Source organism: Pantoea sp. CS_6 (assembly GCF_041954745.1).
Classification (GTDB): domain Bacteria; phylum Pseudomonadota; class Gammaproteobacteria; order Enterobacterales; family Enterobacteriaceae; genus Pantoea; species Pantoea stewartii.
Map to the genome: position 1 here is coordinate 384,518 of NZ_JAVAYG010000003.1, position 20,278 is coordinate 404,795.

General features: G+C 47.7%; 17 protein-coding genes. 6 read left to right on the forward strand and 11 right to left on the reverse strand.

Annotated elements, in window-relative coordinates:
• Window positions 1-43: 43 nt before the first annotated feature.
• The 6 genes from RAC90_RS07090 to RAC90_RS07115 form a co-directional block, all read right to left on the reverse strand.
• The gene (locus tag RAC90_RS07090; protein WP_375124156.1) at window positions 44-2,557 is read right to left on the reverse strand and encodes an outer membrane usher protein; all 2,514 of its coding nucleotides are present in this window, start codon (window positions 2,555-2,557) and stop codon (window positions 44-46) included.
• A gap of 23 nt (window positions 2,558-2,580) precedes the next feature.
• Window positions 2,581-3,126, reverse strand: coding sequence for a fimbrial protein (locus RAC90_RS07095; protein ID WP_375124157.1), 546 nt, complete (start codon window positions 3,124-3,126; stop codon window positions 2,581-2,583).
• Window positions 3,127-3,215: 89 nt separating this feature from the next.
• Window positions 3,216-3,743, reverse strand: coding sequence for a fimbrial protein (locus RAC90_RS07100; RefSeq protein ID WP_033738765.1), 528 nt, complete (start codon window positions 3,741-3,743; stop codon window positions 3,216-3,218).
• A 689-nt stretch (window positions 3,744-4,432) separates the two neighbouring features.
• Window positions 4,433-5,851, reverse strand: coding sequence for a sugar porter family MFS transporter (locus RAC90_RS07105; RefSeq protein ID WP_072209526.1), 1,419 nt, complete (start codon window positions 5,849-5,851; stop codon window positions 4,433-4,435).
• A gap of 867 nt (window positions 5,852-6,718) precedes the next feature.
• A complete protein-coding gene (locus RAC90_RS07110) occupies window positions 6,719-7,264 on the reverse strand; it encodes a hypothetical protein (protein ID WP_375124158.1) in 546 nt (181 codons plus the stop codon).
• A 265-nt stretch (window positions 7,265-7,529) separates the two neighbouring features.
• Window positions 7,530-7,664 carry a hypothetical protein gene (locus RAC90_RS07115; protein WP_283787576.1) on the reverse strand — a complete coding sequence of 45 codons (135 nt, stop codon included), beginning with the start codon at window positions 7,662-7,664 and terminating at the stop codon, window positions 7,530-7,532.
• 216 nt (window positions 7,665-7,880) lie between these two features.
• On the opposite strand from RAC90_RS07115, the gene RAC90_RS07120 reads away from it, so the two are divergent.
• Window positions 7,881-8,051: a hypothetical protein gene (locus tag RAC90_RS07120; RefSeq protein ID WP_033738761.1), complete on the forward strand. Its 171-nt coding sequence runs from the start codon at window positions 7,881-7,883 to the stop codon at window positions 8,049-8,051.
• Between the two features lie 356 nt (window positions 8,052-8,407).
• Here the strand turns inward: RAC90_RS07120 and RAC90_RS07125 are convergent, their stop codons facing one another.
• Window positions 8,408-9,115 (reverse strand): DUF1868 domain-containing protein, encoded by a 708-nt coding sequence (locus RAC90_RS07125; protein WP_054634343.1) that lies wholly within the window; start codon window positions 9,113-9,115, stop codon window positions 8,408-8,410.
• Between the two features lie 138 nt (window positions 9,116-9,253).
• Between RAC90_RS07125 and RAC90_RS07130 the strand changes: the two genes are divergently transcribed.
• Together RAC90_RS07130 and RAC90_RS07135 are read left to right on the forward strand one after the other, a co-directional pair.
• Entirely contained in the window at window positions 9,254-9,610 is a 357-nt protein-coding gene (locus tag RAC90_RS07130) for a hypothetical protein (protein ID WP_172677651.1), read from the forward strand.
• Window positions 9,549-11,093, forward strand: a complete 1,545-nt coding sequence (locus RAC90_RS07135) for a methyl-accepting chemotaxis protein (protein WP_054634344.1) — start codon at window positions 9,549-9,551, stop codon at window positions 11,091-11,093. Before RAC90_RS07130 ends, RAC90_RS07135 begins: the two co-directional genes overlap by 62 nt.
• Before the next feature lie 268 nt (window positions 11,094-11,361).
• Here the strand turns inward: RAC90_RS07135 and RAC90_RS07140 are convergent, their stop codons facing one another.
• Window positions 11,362-12,990 carry an ABC transporter substrate-binding protein gene (locus RAC90_RS07140; RefSeq protein ID WP_054634345.1) on the reverse strand — a complete coding sequence of 543 codons (1,629 nt, stop codon included), beginning with the start codon at window positions 12,988-12,990 and terminating at the stop codon, window positions 11,362-11,364.
• 282 nt (window positions 12,991-13,272) lie between these two features.
• Between RAC90_RS07140 and RAC90_RS07145 the strand changes: the two genes are divergently transcribed.
• Window positions 13,273-13,428: a hypothetical protein gene (locus tag RAC90_RS07145; RefSeq protein WP_172677654.1), complete on the forward strand. Its 156-nt coding sequence runs from the start codon at window positions 13,273-13,275 to the stop codon at window positions 13,426-13,428.
• A 186-nt stretch (window positions 13,429-13,614) separates the two neighbouring features.
• Here the strand turns inward: RAC90_RS07145 and RAC90_RS07150 are convergent, their stop codons facing one another.
• Window positions 13,615-13,875 carry a hypothetical protein gene (locus RAC90_RS07150; protein WP_054634347.1) on the reverse strand — a complete coding sequence of 87 codons (261 nt, stop codon included), beginning with the start codon at window positions 13,873-13,875 and terminating at the stop codon, window positions 13,615-13,617.
• A gap of 945 nt (window positions 13,876-14,820) precedes the next feature.
• Here RAC90_RS07150 and RAC90_RS07155 point away from each other — a divergent pair.
• Window positions 14,821-15,264, forward strand: a complete 444-nt coding sequence (locus tag RAC90_RS07155; protein WP_039342951.1) for a hypothetical protein — start codon at window positions 14,821-14,823, stop codon at window positions 15,262-15,264.
• A gap of 30 nt (window positions 15,265-15,294) precedes the next feature.
• On the opposite strand, the gene RAC90_RS07160 is transcribed toward RAC90_RS07155, so the two are convergent.
• Complete coding sequence (locus tag RAC90_RS07160; RefSeq protein ID WP_375124159.1) at window positions 15,295-16,896, reverse strand: ArnT family glycosyltransferase; 1,602 nt, start codon at window positions 16,894-16,896, stop codon at window positions 15,295-15,297.
• A 1,532-nt stretch (window positions 16,897-18,428) separates the two neighbouring features.
• On the opposite strand from RAC90_RS07160, the gene RAC90_RS07165 reads away from it, so the two are divergent.
• Window positions 18,429-18,638, forward strand: a complete 210-nt coding sequence (locus RAC90_RS07165) for a hypothetical protein (protein WP_033738740.1) — start codon at window positions 18,429-18,431, stop codon at window positions 18,636-18,638.
• A gap of 1,332 nt (window positions 18,639-19,970) precedes the next feature.
• Here the strand turns inward: RAC90_RS07165 and RAC90_RS07170 are convergent.
• Window positions 19,971-20,278: hypothetical protein (locus RAC90_RS07170; RefSeq protein WP_375124160.1), on the reverse strand; the 308-nt coding region annotated here is incomplete at its 5' end.

The window sequence follows — 20,278 nt, forward strand, 5'->3', positions numbered from 1 at the left end:
TTAAAAATAGTGGTTTTGCGTTAACGCAAGCCAATAATAAACATTACTCATTAATACAAGGCAGTAATAAGCTAGCAGTCTTTTCGTCTGGTTTTTCAGGAAGAATAAAGATACATCGTTCTTTGCCGTTCCAGCTTACATCCATTTTTCCACCTGGTTTCATACCAGATAGCCAGACTCTTCCGTTTTCAGCAATGATACCCGTCTGGATTTTATCTTCATTTTTTACCATCGCACCAAAAGGCGGAACAGAACCATCTTCGAGTTTGACGATAGCCATTCCTTTTTGTCCGGCTAAAATACCAAATTTGCGATAGCCGATAGCGCCCTTAGTCAGGGTATCTTCAACAACAGAACGCGTCGCTTCAACATCATCTGGTAATTCATCCAGATCGATATTAACGTTGCTGCGATAGTAACTATTTATGTCTGTTACCACGGCCTTACCAAAGTAATTGGTTTTGACATCGTTTCCGCCCCCGGAGACAGCAACATCACTGATCCCTGCCGTATCTACCATCAGTCGGGTGCCATCAACACCGGATGAGCGGTGGAGTGCTGCGCCTTGTGCTGTTGCTGTCATTCCCCCTTCTACAGACAGACCCAGTGTACGATATCCATTATTTTCAAATCCGGCGGAGGCAGTCATTTCAGCTATACTGCCCGTGTAGTCGAGATAGCCATTAATCGAATGTTCACCATCCGAAGACGTGCCAATATCGACGTTGTAATCACTGTTATCGCCAAGGTTGTCACGCCAACCCACGTTTTGGCTTTGCGTCCCGCCTGAAGTTTGACCACTGTAGGACAAGGTACCTTCGCCAAAAGGCAGAGACAGACTTAAATAAACACCATCGTCATTAGTGTGATCATATTGTGTTCGATAGCCGGTGAGACTCAGACTGGCATTTTTAAAGCGACCCATATCAAAATTGCTGGAAAGTGAAAGATTCCATGTATCACTCGCAGCACGCTCCCAATAAGTTTGGTGGTTATAACTCAGGTATATTCCTGCATTAAGCTTTCTGAGTTGTTTTGCAATGGTAATGGTATATAACTCTTTACCCTTTCCCGGATTACTGTAAGCCGACGTTCTTGAGCTTAAAAACTGTGACATCGTCATATAGTTGCGGTCAGAAAACCGATAGCCTGCAAAGGTAATTTGACTATCATAATCATCAAACCGTTTGGAATAACTTAAACGGTAAGAGTTTCCTTTTCGGGTAACATGCTCATTTAATTTAGCCCGCGCTGAGGTGACATCCAGAGAAAGGGCGCCTAATGCTAATAAGTCTCGTCCCATACCTGCCGCAACGGTCAGGTAATCATTGGCAAAAAGCCCACCACCATAGACTGACCAGCCATTTGAGATCCCCCACGACAGTTCACCCGTAGCAAAATGAATATTTTGTGTGTGGTGTTCGTAATCCGATGGCTTACCTATTGCCAGTTTATAACGCACACTCCCTGGCCTGGTCAGGTAGGGAATCGTCGCAGTATCGACCTGAAATGTACGTCTGGTGCCATCCTGTTCCTGAATAGTGACATCCAGTTTGCCCATTACCGCATTATTGAGATCCTGAATGCGGAACGGCCCGGATGCTACTGTCGTTTCATAAATAACGCTGCCCTGCTGACTTACTGTTACTTTAGCGTTGCTTTTGGCCACGCCCACAACTTCTGGCGCATAGCCCCGTAAGTTTGGAGCAAGTTGCGCATCATCCGACGTTAAACTGGCACCTGTAAAACGAAATGAGTCAAATATCGTTGAGGGTAAATAAGATTCCCCTACTGTCAGTTCAGACTTGAGCGATTTGATGGCGCGAAAAATATAAAACCGGTCCCATTTGAAATTTTTCCTTAAAGTACCATCTTTACCAGATTCACGTTCATAATCGCCCTGCCAGTTTGCGCGTAAGCGCCAGGGGCCTATGTTAAATCCTGCCACCCCATTACCGCTTAATGACTGTGCATCCGAACTAGATTTCGACTGAGTGTGTCTCGCATTCAAGTAGTAATCCAGAATAAATCCCGGTATGCCGTCATCCCAGCGAGAAGGTGGCTCCCAGTTTTCAGAGGTATATTCCAGCAAAGACTGCGGTATATTAATTTTTAATATACCCGACCCCAAATCAGGCGTGACTGTCATGCCCGGCAATGAATCTACATCCAGACACTGGCCATCCTGCCACCAGCCTGCTTTTCTTATTTCATTTTCTTTAAAACCAAAGCGGCTGACTAAATCAGGAGAAAGGCACGCTAAAGAATCATCAGGTTTATCTTGAGGGGATAAGTAGCTAACTTTTTCCTCTGGAAATTCAGATTTATTAACAACAACATTGAATAGATATTCACCCGGCATCAAATAACCCGCGCGTGAGAATCGATTAATATCGACTTCATTACGTTCTTTAACGTCGAGCACGTCAATATTAAATTCCACCTCATCGCTGGCCGCGATAACACTTTCAGACATAAAACATGCGATGAATACGGCAAAGGCGACAGGACAAATGGATAACGTGAGATTGCGATTTTTATAATTCTGATTTCTCATAATATTTTATGTCAGGGAAAAAATTAGTAATAATCAACTTTGAAACGCACAACAGCACGGAATTTCCCCGAATGCATATGGTGCGCATCTCCAACAATCCTCATTTGATAATCGAGTGTTTGTCTGCCTTGCGTGAGCTGACCAAATGGCATCGGTTTACCTGGAAAAGCATAATTACCAGCCATGTCTTTAATTTCGATGCCTATACCGCTGGCACCACTGACACCAAATAATTTTCCATCGGGGATTCCATCAAAAGTCACCTGGAAGTGGGTTTTATCTCCGCCAGTGGTATTGGAATCAAAAAGCGAGCAATGAATAAGATGAATAGAAAAATTTCTGGTGAAGCCTGCGCCATCATGAGTGAGTTCACCTGTCGTTAACGCTGGTATGTCAATAAGCTGCTCTCTGTCATTGACTTCTATGGCACAGGGAGCATCAAGAATGCTGCCTTGCATACCGACAACACCCTGTCCATGTTCCTGCGAGTGGCAAATTCCAGATTCAGGCACGCATAATGTCAGTATGAAAGGCAGCATCCATAAAAATTTTTTCAATATTATTTCCATAAAAGATGCCTTTCCTGAAAAGGCATGAGCAGATCACGCTGCTCATGCAATCGAAGGCTAATGTATAATATTAACGTTCGCTTTCTGTCTTATTTATAAGCCAGAGTAAAGTTTGCTACAGAGGTGAAATCACCTGGGACAATAGTTGCGGAAGCACCGTCGCCCTGCAGGTATGCAGAAAATGCCAGGGTGTTAGTCCCATCCTGAATATCATGTGCAGGTGAAGCCTCACCCAGTTTGATGATCTGACCGGCACCATTGGTGATAGCAATTGATGCACCACTTGCCGTACCTGTAATACCTAACAGATCTTTATTACCTGCAGAAGCCGCACCGGTAAATGTTGCCGTTACGCTGTTAGAGGTTGCTGTATCGCACTGTTCAAGCTTGATGCTGAATGCTTTAGGTGCTGATTTTCCGCCATTTTTCAGCGCAGCATTGGTCACTTCACCTAAATCCACAGTCTGATTTGCAGACTCTGCAGTGATCGAACAAGGTGCATCAACAATTGAACCTTTGAAGTTGATTTCGCCATGACCCTGGTCAGCTGCAGTAGCGCCAAATGCAACCATCATTGCACACAGTCCGATTGATTTAACCGCTTTATTCAATTTCATTACAACAATCCCTTAAACTTAGATTTTTTATAATGCGAAATACGCATTCATCGCTCATACGCTTAATGAAAAGCATGGTTGCAGAAGAGAACCTATGTGCTTCTGAACGGAACAAATAATAATACCGACCTGAATTAATCAGCCAGAAAAAATTATGCAAACTATAACAACGAGATATTTACTCATCTTGCTCCACGCCCAAACGAATCACAAAGGAAAAGAAACCAAAAAAACCATATAAGCAAAATAAAATATCGCAAATGGTTAAATTAATAGCTTTTTATTTAGTTAAATACCTTTTAAAATAGCTCAAAAAACCAATTAAAAGACAATATCGACATAGCTATCGACTTATTTATTATTAGTAAAAAAAAACACAAAAGAGACGGCACCCATTTCTTCTTTAAAATTTACACAAACTCCGGCAAAGGGTAATTTCACTCACCCGTTAATTTATTATTAAGATAATGCCTTATGCAACTGCATCTCAACACTTAAGCACGCTATAAAAACTTTAATGTTATTGCGAGAGGTAATATCAATGGCATTGATGAGATAAGTAATAGTTATTAATAACAGTAATAAAAAACAGAATTGTTAATTACGGTAAAAGACAGAAAAAAAAGCCAATGTTGCAGGCTAACGTTGGCTTTTTTGATGCTGAGGATAAATAGTCAATTACACAAGTGCTAGCGCCCCAAATCCCGCAACTTCTCACCCGCCATCAAATTCTTCTCAATCCGCTCCAGCGTGACATTCTTGGTTTCCGGCACCAGATAAACCGTTATTACGATAAACACCAGATTAAAGCCGGTATAAAGCCAGAACGTGCCCGCCGCGCCAATGCTGCCCAGCAGGGACAGGAAAGTGGCACCGATAATCATGTTTGCCACCCAGTTAGTGGTCGTCGAACAGGTGATACCAAAGTCGCGGCATTTAAGCGGCTGAATCTCAGAGCACAGGATCCAGACGACAGGCGCTGCGCTCATCGCATATCCACCGATACACAGCATGGTCATGCCCACAGAAACCCAGGATAACCCATGGCTGATCTCTCCCTGTCCCGCTTTCATCAGGCAATAGCCCAGCACCAGCGTAGCAAACGCCATGACTGAGAAACCAATTTTCAGAATCGGTTTTCTGCCCGCTTTATCTACGGTAAAAACAGCAATAAAAGTGGCAAACATAAAGGTCAGGCCAACAATGACCGTGGCGATCATCTGCTCCTGTGTGCTTTTAAAGCCCGCCATTTTAAAAATCTGCGGCGCGTAATACATAATGATGTTCATCCCGGTAAACTGCTGCATGCCCTGTAATAACATGCCCAGAAAGACCGCACGCCTGACGTTCCTGTTGCTTTTAAACAGCGAAAAGCCCCCCTGCTTCATGCGCAGACTTTCCCGAATCTCGTTCAGTTCCTGACGGGCTTTTTCAGACGTATCGCGCAGCATCCGCAAGACATCTTCTGCTTCAACATGCATGCCTTTTGCAGCCAGCCAGCGCGGGCTGTTCGGCAAGAAAATAACCATGACAAACAGTACGACGGCGGGGATAGCCAGGACGCCCAGCATGGCTCGCCAGTTACCGCTATAGCTAAAAGCCGTATCCGATACAAAGGCCAGTACAATGCCCAATGTAATCATCAGTTGATACAGACTGATCATTTTGCCACGGACGTTTTCGGTTGCCATTTCAGACAGATAAAGCGGTGCGGTATAGGAGGCTACGCCCACAGCCAGGCCCAGCAGGAGGCGAAAGATCAAGAGCATTTCAACGCTGGTTGCACCGGCTGAACCCAGCGATCCAATCGCAAACAGCACTGCGCCCGCCATCAGACTGTATTTGCGGCCAAGACGATGTGATACCCAGCCATTACATACTGCCCCTATTGCGGCACCCAGCATCATGATGCTCACCACCCATTCCTGCTCATGGCTGCTCAGATTAAAGTGATGGGTGAGAAACGGCAGTGCCCCTGAAATCACGCCAATATCCAGTCCAAACAGCAGTCCTGCTAACGCAGCGGAAACAGAGATAAACAGGTTCATACGGCGAACTTTTTGCTTATGTTCGCTTTGAAGATTGAAAGTATTTACATGAGACATCATTAAGCTCCGCTCTCACAACATGTCGTGTCCATGCAGCATATAAAGCAGAGACAGCGGGCGATGAGGGCAAATAAGGTCTGGATATGGACGATTTTACTGATTTCACTCTAAGTGTGATGGAGATCTCATCGACAGAGTGAGCGTCTGTTTTTCGATTTATGACGTAATATTGCTACACGTCTTTTCTGGCGATAATGTGTAAAACAACCCATCGATGGGCCGCTTAATGCGGCGGACTGTTCAGGTCCGGCGGACACTCTGCAATACTTCACCACTGACGCAGTATATGAATTAAAGCGCTGTCAACATCGCTAAAAATCTGCCCTGGCCGCAACCGGTCTGACGATATGATGTATCGCCCAGACACCCTTCATAACAGAATCCCCCTTTATAATGAAAGCCAGCCACGACTCGCCCGCTTGAATCTCGTTCCAGGCTTATTTCGTTGTCGAGGGTTTATTCGCCGCACTACGGAAATACAATACTGCTCAGCAAAATGCATAACGTTTATCAGGATATGACAGGACGAAGGAAATGGTGTGCGCCGTTTTGGTTCAACCTGTTTTAATGACGGTGCTGTTTGAGCCCTGAGCATAACCTGGTCTACTGAATGATCGTTTAAACCGTTGCCAGAACGGGCTGCCGTGAATACATGCTTCAGTTGCGGAGAAAAGTGAACACAGGAAATTATTCATGACCAGCATCATTTTATTATTACTGCTCATTCTCATCTTGCTTCTGATTCAGGAAGTGCTTGATGAGCGTTATTCACCTCATTATGAAAGTGAGGATTACGATTAAACCTTCGTATTTCTGTCATGGCTTTCAACCTGAACGCTTATAATCGTTCATGACCACCCGACCTGTTTACACCGTTATCGTTTCTGGATCAGCCCAGTTATAAACCGCAAAGACCAGCCGGATATCGCCAGCTACGCTCCCATACCTACGGTGCATATTGTCAATAAAATACGATTTAAGCGAGTCGGGCAAGCTGGCAGCGCGATAGCGAAGCAACGTTGTATGCCAGAATTCAGGCGGGGTCGTTTTTCCACTGTGCCTTTCAAGCAGTAAATCCCGCCACGTCGCTGATGACATCAACGCATTCCAGAACGCAGCTCTTTGCGCGACTGCGCTGCCGTCAGGAAAACCTGCCAGCAACAGCTGATCGGGAAGCGCGACCAAACGCAATCCCTCCACCCTGAGTGATGAATCCGTTACGCACTGGCAAAAGGTGCCAGTCAATTCGCTTATCATCGGGATTTGTTGGCGCTCGTGATAACGGGCTGGCGTAAGCGGCAGGAAGGTGACATGAAAGTTTTTTGCCTGCATAACATCTGCAAGTGGGTCATTACGGGTTAAACGGCGGAGGTCATCAAGAAGAGCAAGGATGTCGGGATTCAGATCAGGCAAAATGCCACAGCTCAGTGCTTTATGCCCGTCAGGGTAAAAGAATTTTTCAGCATGGTGATGCGCTTGCCTGTTTTCCTGTTGCCACAGCCGCAGGGTTTCACTGTTTCGGTCTGCATAGAGAGCGTCAAAATAAGCCGCCTTTTTCACCTTTTCTCCTGAATGTCCCTGAACGATGTGTCCACAGCATAGCCAGACGAGCGGGGAAATACAGCACTTTCTACAGCGGATATATTCCGGCCCACTTCACGCAGGTGGGCCGGCAGACTTAATCTGGCTGTTTATCGCCGGATTCAGGCGCGTGGGTTACATCATCTTCCGCGCCGTTGGTGTCGCCTTGTGACGGGCTTTTTTTCCCCGGTTGATAATCCGGATGGTCACCCTCTACTGGTCTTTCTGTCATACAGGCCTCTCTGGTTAGCAAACCGAACACTAAGTCTGGTTCACAAAAATCGGGTAAGCACAGCGGTTTCCCCTCGTGGGATGGCGCTGCACGTATCCGCTTTCACAAAAGCATTGATATCACGCACTTTTTTTTCGCTACATTGACTTAGCGAAAATACCGACCAGACTTATCAGGCGAGCTGTTTTTTAAGTGTGTTAATCACGAGGGAAAGAGATGAAAAGCATTTTGAGCGGTCTGTTAATTGTTTCCAGCCTTTTAATGATGTCGGGTTGTCAGCAGGACAGCAGCGCCGTCGGCAACGATGGTCGCCCGCATGCGCCAAGCGGTCAGTCAGTGCCTGGCGGTCCACTGGGTAAAGGGCCGGTTGGCCAGCCGCAGGCATAAAAAATCCGGCCATGTGCCGGTTTTTTTATGCCTGCGCAGAAGCCCACCTGTGGCTTGAACTTTATGCACGTAACCATCATCCGCGACATTACTCCTGCGTAGTATTTAACGGCAATGGTCATATTGCTGCGTGCTGTAACCATTGCACAATGTGGGTTCACACGGCGTTTAAAGGTATCGTCACACCGGATACGGAATATAATCCCCGTCATATCTGTGGCACACGATAACGAAAGCATTTTCAGGCAATATAAGACCTGGCGCGAACACGGTATCTCAATACATGGTTATTTCAGTAACGCGCAACGGACTGACAACGCCCATGGCAGTCCGCTTTAACGTCAACCTCTCCTGCCCTACTGAATGGACGACGACAGCCGGAAAACCGGTCTGTATTCCGCCATATCCTCAAACACGCAAAACGCCAGTGCATTCAGTTCAATGATCGGAGAAACCCGCATAAGCTTTTCCAGATAAACCGCTCTTAACCTCTGAAGGAGGCGGCACTCCTCGGCGACCGGCGGGTTAATCAGATATGACACACTGACATGAAACTCGTAAACATCATGATTATGTCGTCTGCAGCGCAGGACATGACTGAGACGATCTCTCAGCCCGCGAATTTTTGTTTCTTCCGCCTGATTCATTGGCGCCAACGAGAGCGAGACGCCGCGCTTTAATACAACAGCCCCAATCCGCATTTTTACGGGAAATTCAGTTACGCTAAAGTCGGTCAGCTTTTGGGCAAATAACCGATCGCACGCCGACATGGGCGCATCAAGGCTCAGGTCTGCGGGCCAGGCCGGCAAATAACGCGCCCTGTCATTCGCACCATTAAAGACGGTCATGTGGTAGCTCGCCGACGGCAGAAAGGTATAACACCGTGCCAGTCCTTCCGCCTTCATGGCCTCCACCATCTCAGAGATCACGCTAACGATTTCGCTGCCCTGATCCAACTGGCAAATGAGCGTGTTACCTCTGAAAGGCAAATATGCACCATCAGCCGCAAATTTTTCACCGATAGCATTCTCTTTCCAGCCGTCGTACTCAAGCACTTCTGACATAGCTTCTGCCCTAATCAATGGATAAATGCCTGCGTTTGAGACGCGCGTGCTTCGCACAACAAAAGACAGCGCCGTACAACATGATCGGCCACGCCTGAATAGCGTGGCCTCACGGGCTTATGACAATAATGCCGAAACATGACCGTTTTTATTGCGCTGCCCGAAGCAGCCAACGAACGCCGTCGTGCAAGGCGGCTGCATATCAGCAGCGGAAAGGGGTGCGCAAAGACTGTTAAAATTTTATGTCTCTTTACCTTGCTGCGCCTGACAGACTCGTCGGGCAGACGTTGTATTCCTGTGCTGGCTACCCACGTCGCACGCGCGGGCGATGAAGTTTCATTCTGCAACAAATTTCACGCCATTTACTGCTTATGCCCGGAAGGCTTTTGCCGAAAACATCATGGGCCATATAAAATCTTAACTGGGGTGAAAAATGAAAGTATCGACGCGATTATCTGCTGGATTTGCTTTTTTAATGTTGTTTTTCGTCATTAGCTCTGGGGTTGCACTGAATCATCTGCTTGAAGCCCGAAAAAATATCAACGAAATCGTCAACACCAATCTGAAAAAAGTCACCCTGGCGAATGATGCGGGAACGGCTCTGCGAAATATGCTGGTCGAAGTCAGGAATATGGCCCTGTTTTCTGATCCCAAAGCCATCGAGAATGAATGGGGCCGTTTCGAAGGCCAGAAGGCCGTTTATACACAAAAGCGCGCTGAGCTGGCCTCGCTGATTGAAATCAACAAAAACCCCGAAGAACTCGGCCTGCTTAAAAAAGTGCAGGAAAATGAAAACGCCGCGCTTACCACCCTGGCGACGGCGGCCACAATGGGCAGACAGCGGCAACTGACCGGACTGGCGGACTATCTGACCAATGTTGTCCGCCCGCCCCAGCAAATCCTTATTGGCAGCCTTAATGAACTGACCGAGATGCAGCGGGCCTTTGCAGAGCAAACGGCAGAGAAGAGCAATGACTCTGCCAGCCGCATCATTAAGATCTTTATTTTTCTGGTTCTGGCGTCCCTGATTTCTGGCGCCGTGATCTGTGTGTTAATGAGCAGGAAACTGATGGCGCAGTTGGGTGGAGAGCCGGCTCAGGCCCAGCAGTTGGCCGCCGCGATTGCGGCGGGTGATCTGACTACGTCCGTTACGTTACGCCGCCACGACAGGAGCAGTCTGCTCGCTTCTCTGGATACCATGCAGGCAAATCTGCGCGGCCTGGTGTCGCAGATTAAACATGCCTCTACTACTGTTGCTCAGGCCGCCGATGAAATTTCCCAGGGCAATACCGAACTGTCCTCACGCACCGAGCAGCAGGCCGCCGCGCTGCAGGAAACTGCCGCTAGCATGGAGCAACTCACAGCCACGGTGAAAAGCAACAGCGCTGGTGCGCAGCAGACGGCTGAATCCGCGCGCGAAACCGCCCGACTTGCCCGTTCCGGCGAAACGGATATGAATCGCATGTCGGATACCATGAACGCGATTGCCATCAGCGCGACCAAAGTGCGGGACATCACCGCGGTAATCGAAAGCATCGCTTTTCAGACCAATATTCTGGCGCTCAACGCGGCAGTGGAAGCGGCACGCGCCGGAGAAGGCGGACGCGGTTTTGCCGTGGTGGCGGGCGAAGTCCGAACGCTGGCGCAGCGCAGCGCTACCGCTGCCCGCGATATCAAAACGTTAATTGAACAGGCCGTAAACCAGGTTGAAAGCGGTGTTGCAGTGGCGTCAGGCACGGGCGAAAGCATCATGAAGATTGTCGGCATGGTCGGAGAGCTTGCCAGCGCAATGGACAACCTGTCGCTGGCCTCTTCAGAACAAATGCAGGGTATTTCTCAGGTCAGCGTGGCGGTCAGCCAGATGGACAGCGTGACGCAGAATAACGCAGCACTGGTAGAAGAGTCTTCTTCCGCGTCACAGTCACTGTCAGTTCAGGCCCATGCGCTTCGGGGCATGGTGGAAACCTTCCGGGTCTGATTATCATGACGCGGCGAGACGATTATTCGCCTGAGGGCAGCAATCCGCCCTGTTTATCGTATCACCCCCAGCCCGGATGCCGGGCTTTTTTCATTTGTATAAACATCGCACTGACCAACAGTGAATATCGGACATGCTGTTATGGTTTTCAGTATGTGCGGGACCGGGCTGTCACCTTCGCTATCTTCATGTCGCTTACATTCGCCGGGGTCGATGAGCGACCCCGGACATTTTCGTCGTGCTGAGAACATCAGACGCAAAGACTACGTTACTTAACCAGATACAGGTCTTTGGTATAGTAGAAACGCAAATGCGACGGCGCATAGCCGCCCACTTTTGGACTGACCATCTGATTCAGCGCGCCGTAAAAGACCGGAATGACTGGCGTGTCATTAGCAATAATATCGCTGGCTTTTTGATAATCCCGGGTCACGGCATCCGGGCTGGTATCCATGCCTGCGGCTTTTACAGCGGCATCAAACGCCGGGCTGGCATAACCCGCCGTATTTTGACTGTCGCCGGTACGATAGGTGTTAAGGAAAGTGGACGGTTCGCTGTAATCGGCACCCCAGGTATAGCGCACCAGATCAAACTGCCCCTGATGCATATTATCCACCATGGTTTTCCACTCCTGGTTTTGCAGGGTGACCCGGGCGCCCAGCACTTTCCCCCACATCGACGCGGCAGCGATCGCGATACGTTGATTATCCTGATTGGTGTTGTAGAGCAGAGTAAAAGTTAAAGGATGGCTGGCGGAATAACCGGCTTCACTGAGCAGCGCTTGGGCTTTTTTCACCCGTTGTTCCTGCGTCCAGCCCGCCCATGCTGGTGCCTTGAGCGTCACCTCCCCCATAGATAAGGGCAGCATAGCCCAGGCCGGTTGCTGGCCCATACCGATGACTTTATCAGCGATAATGGTTTTATCCAGCGCCAGGTTGAGCGCCTGCCGCACACGCACATCCGTAAAGGGCGGCTTGCGGTTATTAATTTGAAAATAGAACACGCTGTATATCGGTGTACTGCGCACCTCTTTTGGCCGCTCTTTTTTCATACGAGGAAAGTCAACGGCAGGAATGTTGTCCGTGATGGTAATGCCGCCCGCAAGATAGCGATTAAGCTCCGCAGACAGATCGTGGATGGGTAAAAAAGTGACCTTGTTAATTACCGTATGTGCGTTATCCCAATAGCGATCGTTACGGACGAGCGTAATTTTTTCATTTACCACCCACTGGTCCAGCTTAAACGCTCCGCTGCTGACCATATTGCCGGGCCGTGACCAGGCCTCTCCAAACTTTTTGACATTATTTGCACTAATCGGAAACAGGGAAGGATGAGCGACAAACTGCAAAAAATACGACACCGGCTGATCAAGCGTGACCTGAACGGTATGGTCGTCCAGTGCCTTAACCCCCAAACTGTCAGTCGGGCTTTTTCCGCTCGTCACCGCATCCGCATTGAGGATGTGAGCATAGCTGGCAAAAGAGGCATAAGGCGAAGCCGTTTTGGGATCGGTGAGACGACGCCAGCTAAATACGACGTCCTGTGCGGTCAGCGGCGAACCATCGGACCAGGTCAGATCCGGGCGAAGGTGAAAGGTCCAGACTTTGTTATCCGCTGTTTCCCACGAGGCTGCCAGCCCGGGCACCACCTTACCGTCGGGCATAGTCTGCACCAGTCCTTCAAACAGGTCATAAAGGATCGCAAAGGCGTCATTCGTTTCCGCTTTTTCAACATCCAGAGTGGGAGGTTCGTCACCGTTACCGCGCACGATTTCCTGTAAGGGAGCCAGCGTTACCCCGGCTGGCACGTTTGCCCCTATGGCGGGAAAGGAAGATAACAGCCCTGTAAAAATAACCGGCCCACATAAACGGATAGCATATGAACGGCTTACTGGCATTCGTCTGACTCCTGTTGGATAAATTATTATGTGACTTTGCGCCAGCACTGCTGCAATTTATGGGCCAGAGGCGAGACGCTGTACTGCGCCAGTCTGCCAAAGGTCAGGTGGTAAAAAGCGTTATCACTGCACAGTTTTGATGCAAAATGACAAACGGGCTGTGCCGTTTGCCCCGTTGCGATTAACAGAACTTTTACGCTATGCCAGCAACCCTTTTTCACCCGCTTCACACCTCGACACAGCCAAATTGATAGAGTAATGGGATATCAATCTGGAGCCTGTATGAAAAAAGTCATCCTGTTAGTGATTGCGTTAGTCAGCGTCTCGGCGCTGTCGGGCTGTGTCTGGCCGTTCTGGGGACCGGGCGGTGGCGGCCCAGGGCATATGGGACCGGGCGGCGGACCCGGTGGTGGTCCGGGCGGTGGGCCGCACGGCTAAAGAACCCAGGACGGTCTCGTCATGAAGCCGTCCTGCTTCCCTAATCAAAATCATTCTGGCATTCACACCTGTGTTGCCAGATGCGCGCGACAACTGCGAAATACTGCACTGGAACTTAAATTGACAACTCAGCGTATGACACGATCCGCTGGCAGACGAGGTGCGCCGGCCGATAACACGCTGGGCTTACTGATCATCCTGACCGATCGCCTTGGCCGTACGCGGCGTGGACATTTTAATACGCGCGCTAATCTGCTCTGACGGGATCTGCCCGGCAATCTCATTCACTTTACCCTGCCAGGAGAACAGCAGCTCACGTGGCTGCATCACAGCTCCCGCCACGTCAACACCATTCGCTTTAATCAATAACTGGTCAGTGAATTTACCCGTTATCGCCTGCCTCGGGAAATCTGCCACAGTCAGGAAGTGCGTGAGAATGTACGGCATAACGATCGCCCGGGCAGACGCACCTTACATCACGGTGAGCCTGAATTGGGTTGTTTTTTTGCTCCTCAGAAAAAACCACCTGTATTTCTGTGAAGAGTAATAAAGCATGATAATCTTGATTTTTATTGCAAAGAAAACCTCCTGAAAAGTGAAATTATATATTCTACAGATGAAAGGTGTGATTAAAAAACAAAGCCAGCCACCGGGGTGGGTTTGCTATTTTTAAAAGTATAAATAAAATGCCTGAATTTTTTAGCAGGTAAGCTGAAGCCTGCAGAGTAATCGTTTACTTCCTCATACCATCCGTTACTAATATCCATTTCAATTAAAGTTATCAATTAAAAAAAGATAAAACCAGCACTAATTAAAATAACCCCCTCACTAATAAAACAACCGCATTACAAAATAAAAGTTAATATCACACCCGGGACAAAAAACACGTGCCGAAATCAGTAAAATAGATGATTAACAATAAATCATTAAGCTGTTAAGAATGAAATCAACTCCCTCTCAATGCCATTTTCTATGTCTTTTTTTACAGTATATACTTATTTTCCCACCAGACTTATGATTGTAAGGTGCCATGTGGACACGGTGGAGGTCGATATGAGAAATTTCGGTTTCGTCGTAATAGGTCTGGTTGGTTTTGCTGCATTCAGCGTTGCTTTTTGTGCCCTTTGCCTGACGACATCCGGTGTCATCCATTAGCTGCGCGGGAAATCCACGATATGGCCATTCGTGGCCATTTTGGTCAATATCATAACGCCCTCTACCGGCTCTGCCTTATCTCTTCGTTGCAGAGTCACAGCGCTAAGCGGTATCTGAACGTGCAACGACCTGAAAATTTTAACGGAAGGCCTGCGATGTTCAGGTCAGCGATCTTTGCCCTGCGTCTGACTTCTGCTAACTTTGTTATGAAAACGTTAACTTCAGACAAGGCAAGCTATGAATCAGTATGACAACCTCTGGAATGCTATCGAAACGCGCGTTAAGCAGAACAATGATGCCTCAACGCTGGATATGAGCCATTCCGATAATCTGATGGTTAACCAGGTGAAACAACGCACCGCGCAGATATTTATTCTTGAAATCATTTTGGATAAACATCGTAAACAATTTGGCACGCGTTATTTCCCGTTATCCGGCGAAGAAGCGCTTTATCATTTGATCTTTACGCGCACGAACTGGTTACCGGCACAAATCAGAACCCTTTCACTTTCTGATGCACTTTTTGTTATCGCAGAACTGTTTCGCGATGGCAATCTACAGGAGGGCGTCAGAAACTTTCTGGGCACGCAGGGACTGCGAAATGTCTCTTATCCCCTTGATGAGTTTTCAGACAGAGACTGGGCACCTAAGGAAAACGAGGTACATCTGTCCCTTCCCTGAGACAAACGTAACAGGATGCCGTAGGTGATATCACTGTGCCTGTGAGACTATCCCAGGCACCGTTGGCGCTAAAGAAAAAATGTCCTGGCCATCAAGCCGATAAAGTTGATAGCTTTCTTCTTTATCTGCTGGTCTTTCTCCCTGCCAGACAAGCGTGCCATCCACAAATTCCTGCGGATGCTTTTTATCGTGCTGTACCAGAAGCCAGTGACAGCGAAAGGCACCTCTGTGCTTTCCTTCCCTTAGCGTGACTAAGCCGTCGTAATACTCCAGTAACGCGCGCTGTGGCTCGCCAAGGTGCCGACTGGCTACGCACTCATCTTTAGGCAGCCAGGCTCGCATCGGGATAAAGACGTCTGAATAACGCTTCGTATAATCCAGATAAGGCATGCCAAGCGTCATGGCCAACACCCAGCACAGGGTTATACAACTGGTGAAGATATATAAGGGGCTTTGTCGCGCTGCCCGATGGAAAAATACGATGCCACTCATCATCAGGGTAACCAGCAGTGCCACGCTAAACATAAGCGGATGGAACTCAGGCATAAATCCAGGTGCGCCTGGCACCACCCACTTATTCCATAACGGGACAGGCCAACCGGTTATCAGTATAATCCCCGCGCCCCACATCACCGCAGGAAGCAGACAAAACAGGCCCAGAGACCAGGGCCGCAATTTTTCAGCCCACTCCGCTTTTCGTTGACACGCCCCCGCCGCTAATATTGCCAGTGGCAGCAACAACGGCATGGCATAGAGTTCGCGTGCATCTGCGGCGGCAGACAATGTAGCAAACCCCGCCACAAAAAACGTCAACAGGACTTTGACTGCCGGGCTAATGCCGTTTGCCCCGCAGCGCCATAACCACCATACCGCCATAGGAAGCGCTGGAAATGCATACCACGGAAGCAATTTAAGATAAAAGAACGGCTTCGCTTTCGGACCCAGTCTGGCGGTACCGTCAAATCGGCCAAAGTTATTTACCATAAGCCAGGTTGAAAACAGCTTTTCTGAACGCATCCAGAGCGCGTAAAGCCAGGGCGCGACCAGTGGGCAGAAAACCAAAAAAGCAATGGCACAAAAGATGACATAGCGCCTGCTGCGAAATTCAGTATTGAGCAACGGCAACCCCATCGCCGTTACTCCCAGAATCCCGGGACCCAGTAGCCCCTTTGAGAGAAACATAACGGCAGCGCCCACGCCCAGTACAATGCCGCCAGCAACATGGCGTCGAATCCCCAACACGAAACCATAAATGCCGATGGCGCCGCCCGCCAGCAAAGCCGTATCGGTAATCATCTGGTGCGCCCGAATGGGAAAGCCGACACAGGCAAAGAGAATAAGAACAGCCCAGCGTCCGGCGCCCTTACCCAGTAACTCTCTGGCAGATAGTGCAATAGCGTAACAGGCGATCAGGATGAAGAAGCCTGTAGTCAGACGCGCTGCATCCGGCTCGCCTAATAACGGACTGAACAGCCGAAGGAAAAACGACGCCGCCACAAAATAGAGCGGCGGCTTTTCCATAAAAGGCTCACCTGCCAGCGTAGGCACTACCCAGTCACCGGTCTGCGCGATGTGGCGAATTAACCCAAAGGTATAAGCTTCGTCAGGCTTCCAGGGTTCATGTCCTACCAATCCTGGTAATAACCAGCAGCTAAAAATAATAAAGCATAAAAATAAGGGAATTTGCTGCGCAAGAGGAAAGAGGATCGGAATACGCTGCGTGCGAGTATCGCTGCTGTCTGTGGATGTCAGAGGTATAAATGCATCCGGGGCAGCGGCCCGTGTTGCAGGAAAAATAACCTGAAAATGTTTTGTGTTCACGCGTTACTCGCTTGTCTTACCGACTTTTAGAGTAAAAATACGGTGTATAAGCTCTATGTCTGTTCGCAAAAATCTTTACAGAAACGGCCCAATAAAGATGCAAAATGTGCTTCTTAAGCAAAATGCTGAATCCCTTTATCCGCTCAGCACTTTTTGAAGTTTATAAGCGCTTATTAGTGCGAGGATTTGAACATCCGGAGCTCCGGGCTTACAAAAAATTCACTGTTAATAAGATAAAGAAGCGGAAGTAAACGAGAAATAAACATTCTGCGCTTTGAGTTTAAACGCTTAGCCCAGACTGACATTGAGGATAAGAACTGATGAGGAGCCACCACCAAATCTAAAAAGATGAATGTAAAGAACGGAATAATGACTTATGGGTCCGGTTCAATTACGGGATCTGATCATGATAGATGTGTTAAACGCGTCACTAAAGCAGAAGCATCTGGCATAGTGTTCCCGTTTAAATGAAAGCACGAAATGCAAGAAATTTTCCTGTCAATAAGTCAGCTGAGGCACCATTAAATCACCTATTATTCGGACCTAAAGACGAACGTCTCTAAGTGCCCTGTGCCGCAATATGATCACAGGATCTAACGCCTTTCTGAAAAGGTGCAGATATGAGCCAGAGCGAGGCAAGTCGCCCATTGACTAAGAAGCATTATGAGACGCTTAAACGAAAAAAGCCCTGTAACGAGCAGGGCTGATAACCATTCAAAAAAATTTATCTATTTCTTATAAAAAGTGTATGATGAGCGCGGAGTATTCCCTGGTGTTGGCTGTGTTAGCCACCCTCACATCAACCCTTGAGGTTTCCGAGGCCACTGGTGGTGTGGGGGTTTCTTTTTTAAATCATAAATTATATTGAACCTTAACCCGCTTCATAACAACTAGACTTTAGATCAAAAAAAACTATACTAAAGGATAGCAAAGTGAGCTTTATCACTTTGTAATCAGATGCATAAGCGAGAACCCTCTCAAGCTAACTTCGGATTGCGCTTGAGTTTTTTGTTCATCACCTTTAATTAACCACACAAACACCTGAGCAGCATTATGCTCTGCAAGCACGTCGTTTCCAAACGCCTTCAGACTGATTCCCTGCCCCCGGAAAGAATAAAACCATCAGAAAAATTGATACTAACCGAGTATGCTGCGCTGTAAGCTGAGCCGATCTGCCCTTCCACGTACAGCACCTGGTGCCAGTTCACCCCTTCTCCTGGTTTCACTGAATTCTCTTCCGCCGGACCCACGTATGTTTTACATCGTCGTATAATTGTCATCATCCTGTGATAGGTTCTCTGAGGGGTTATACACGCTCTTCTTAAACGCACTGGAGTTGTTACATGAAAACGACAAAAGCCCACTCTTTAGAACAGGCTAATGAATTACTGTCCAAAGGACTGGCTAAGAATGTTGAGTTGTGTTTTGAATTGACCACGGATGAGTTTTTCAGATTCACCGATCACTGGTGTGATAAAGGGGCAAAAATTCTAAAAAAAGAACACTTTGTCGTTAAACTGAAGCCTTCCGCTTCGGTCTCCGACCCAGAGTAATTCTGTTCTTTGCCTGCTGACTGCGATCTTAACGATCGAGACGCTAACCGCGTTTTTATACACGCAACGACAGTCAGTAGGTGTTTTTTCACGGCTTGCTTTTTGAATAACGCTGGAAATCCCTCCAGTAAAACCGGGTATAGTGCTGCCTGACCCGTCAAAATCCTTATACATCTCAGTTCAGCGTGCCGGTACAGCCCGTAAGCAGTAGCAGAACGACACAAAGCACCACGTTTATCACTCGCGGAGACATTCTGATTGAAGCGAGTAAATTACGGTCTTTTGATACGTGCTTATTGTGACCCGTTTTAGCGAAACGCTGAGACAGCATTAAAATGTCGAATGGCAGTAACAGCATTGCGGGGGTCAGCTTTGGCCGGTTCTCACTCTTTAATGGCTGCATTACGTTTTTCTCCATACCTAAGGCCTGGCACCGTTGAAATACGTTCGGCGATGAAAGACCTGATGCCAAAAGTCGCTATATCTCTGCCCCACAGAAACCGCATAACCGAACGGTCAGAAAGACGCATCCATTTTCGAAATCTTTCAGGTGAACTGCGCCCAGAAACAGTACATATTTTTTTTACCCTTACCTTCAGTCATTAGCTAAAAGCACTGGTCCTTAGTACTGACCCTACGATAGTAATTGTAGGTGATAAAAACTTTCCGCATCGACTACGGATAATAACGATGTGACAATCGTTAAAACCTGATAACGGGTTTATACTTATGAGCAGAAAAATTACCTGTCCGCCTGTTCATTTCTCAACATTTTTTGCTAAGACCAGCATCGAACAGTTCATCATGAGCAGCATGCAACTATGTGCACTGCCGTAGCATTATGATGTTCCCTGTACGGATGAGTATGAGCATGGCCATATGACAATACGATGGCGATAACAGCACTAACAGGGTAAATCGCACTAACGGCACCATAATGTTATTTAACTCCTGTCACAAATCTGATTCATTCAAAGTGAGGTGAATCTTGATAGTGGCGCATTCTCCGTGCTCATCAGCCTGAGTGGATTATCCTTAGCGCATCAACAGATGGAAAAACCCACATACATTTATCAATCCATTGACTGCACAAGAGTTAGGTTAAATAATTAATTTCCATTTAAAGATAAGCATGGTCCGCTTTAATATAACATCATGTTATTAATGACCTGTCTTAGTACTAATCTTTCGTAGACCTGGTCGCTATCTTCATAGTTCACTTTTATAACCACCTGAAATATTTATAATTTAACCAAACCGATGTAAATGACGACAAATAAATTAGCGCTCTGGATACAGAGCGCCTGATGCTATTTACGCTTCAGAGCAACGTTAATTTTGCCACTTTTCGATAATTACGCTTACAGAGCCAGAATTATCTGCACGTTGCCAGTCCTGTAGATACAAATCAAATCCACCACCTTGTGGAAAAGCATGCATAAGCGATGAAGCCTCAAGCCCATCATCATTCAAGCCATAAAAACTTACAGCGGCTGATTTATCAGAAGTAGTAGTGCGATCGTAGATCATTAAAGCAGCAGATTTAGAACGTGTGTTTCCTGCCTGCCCCGTTGCGTAATCGACGCCGGCTGATTCCGGATCAATACGAAAACGATACACTCCAGAAGCCACATTAGTTT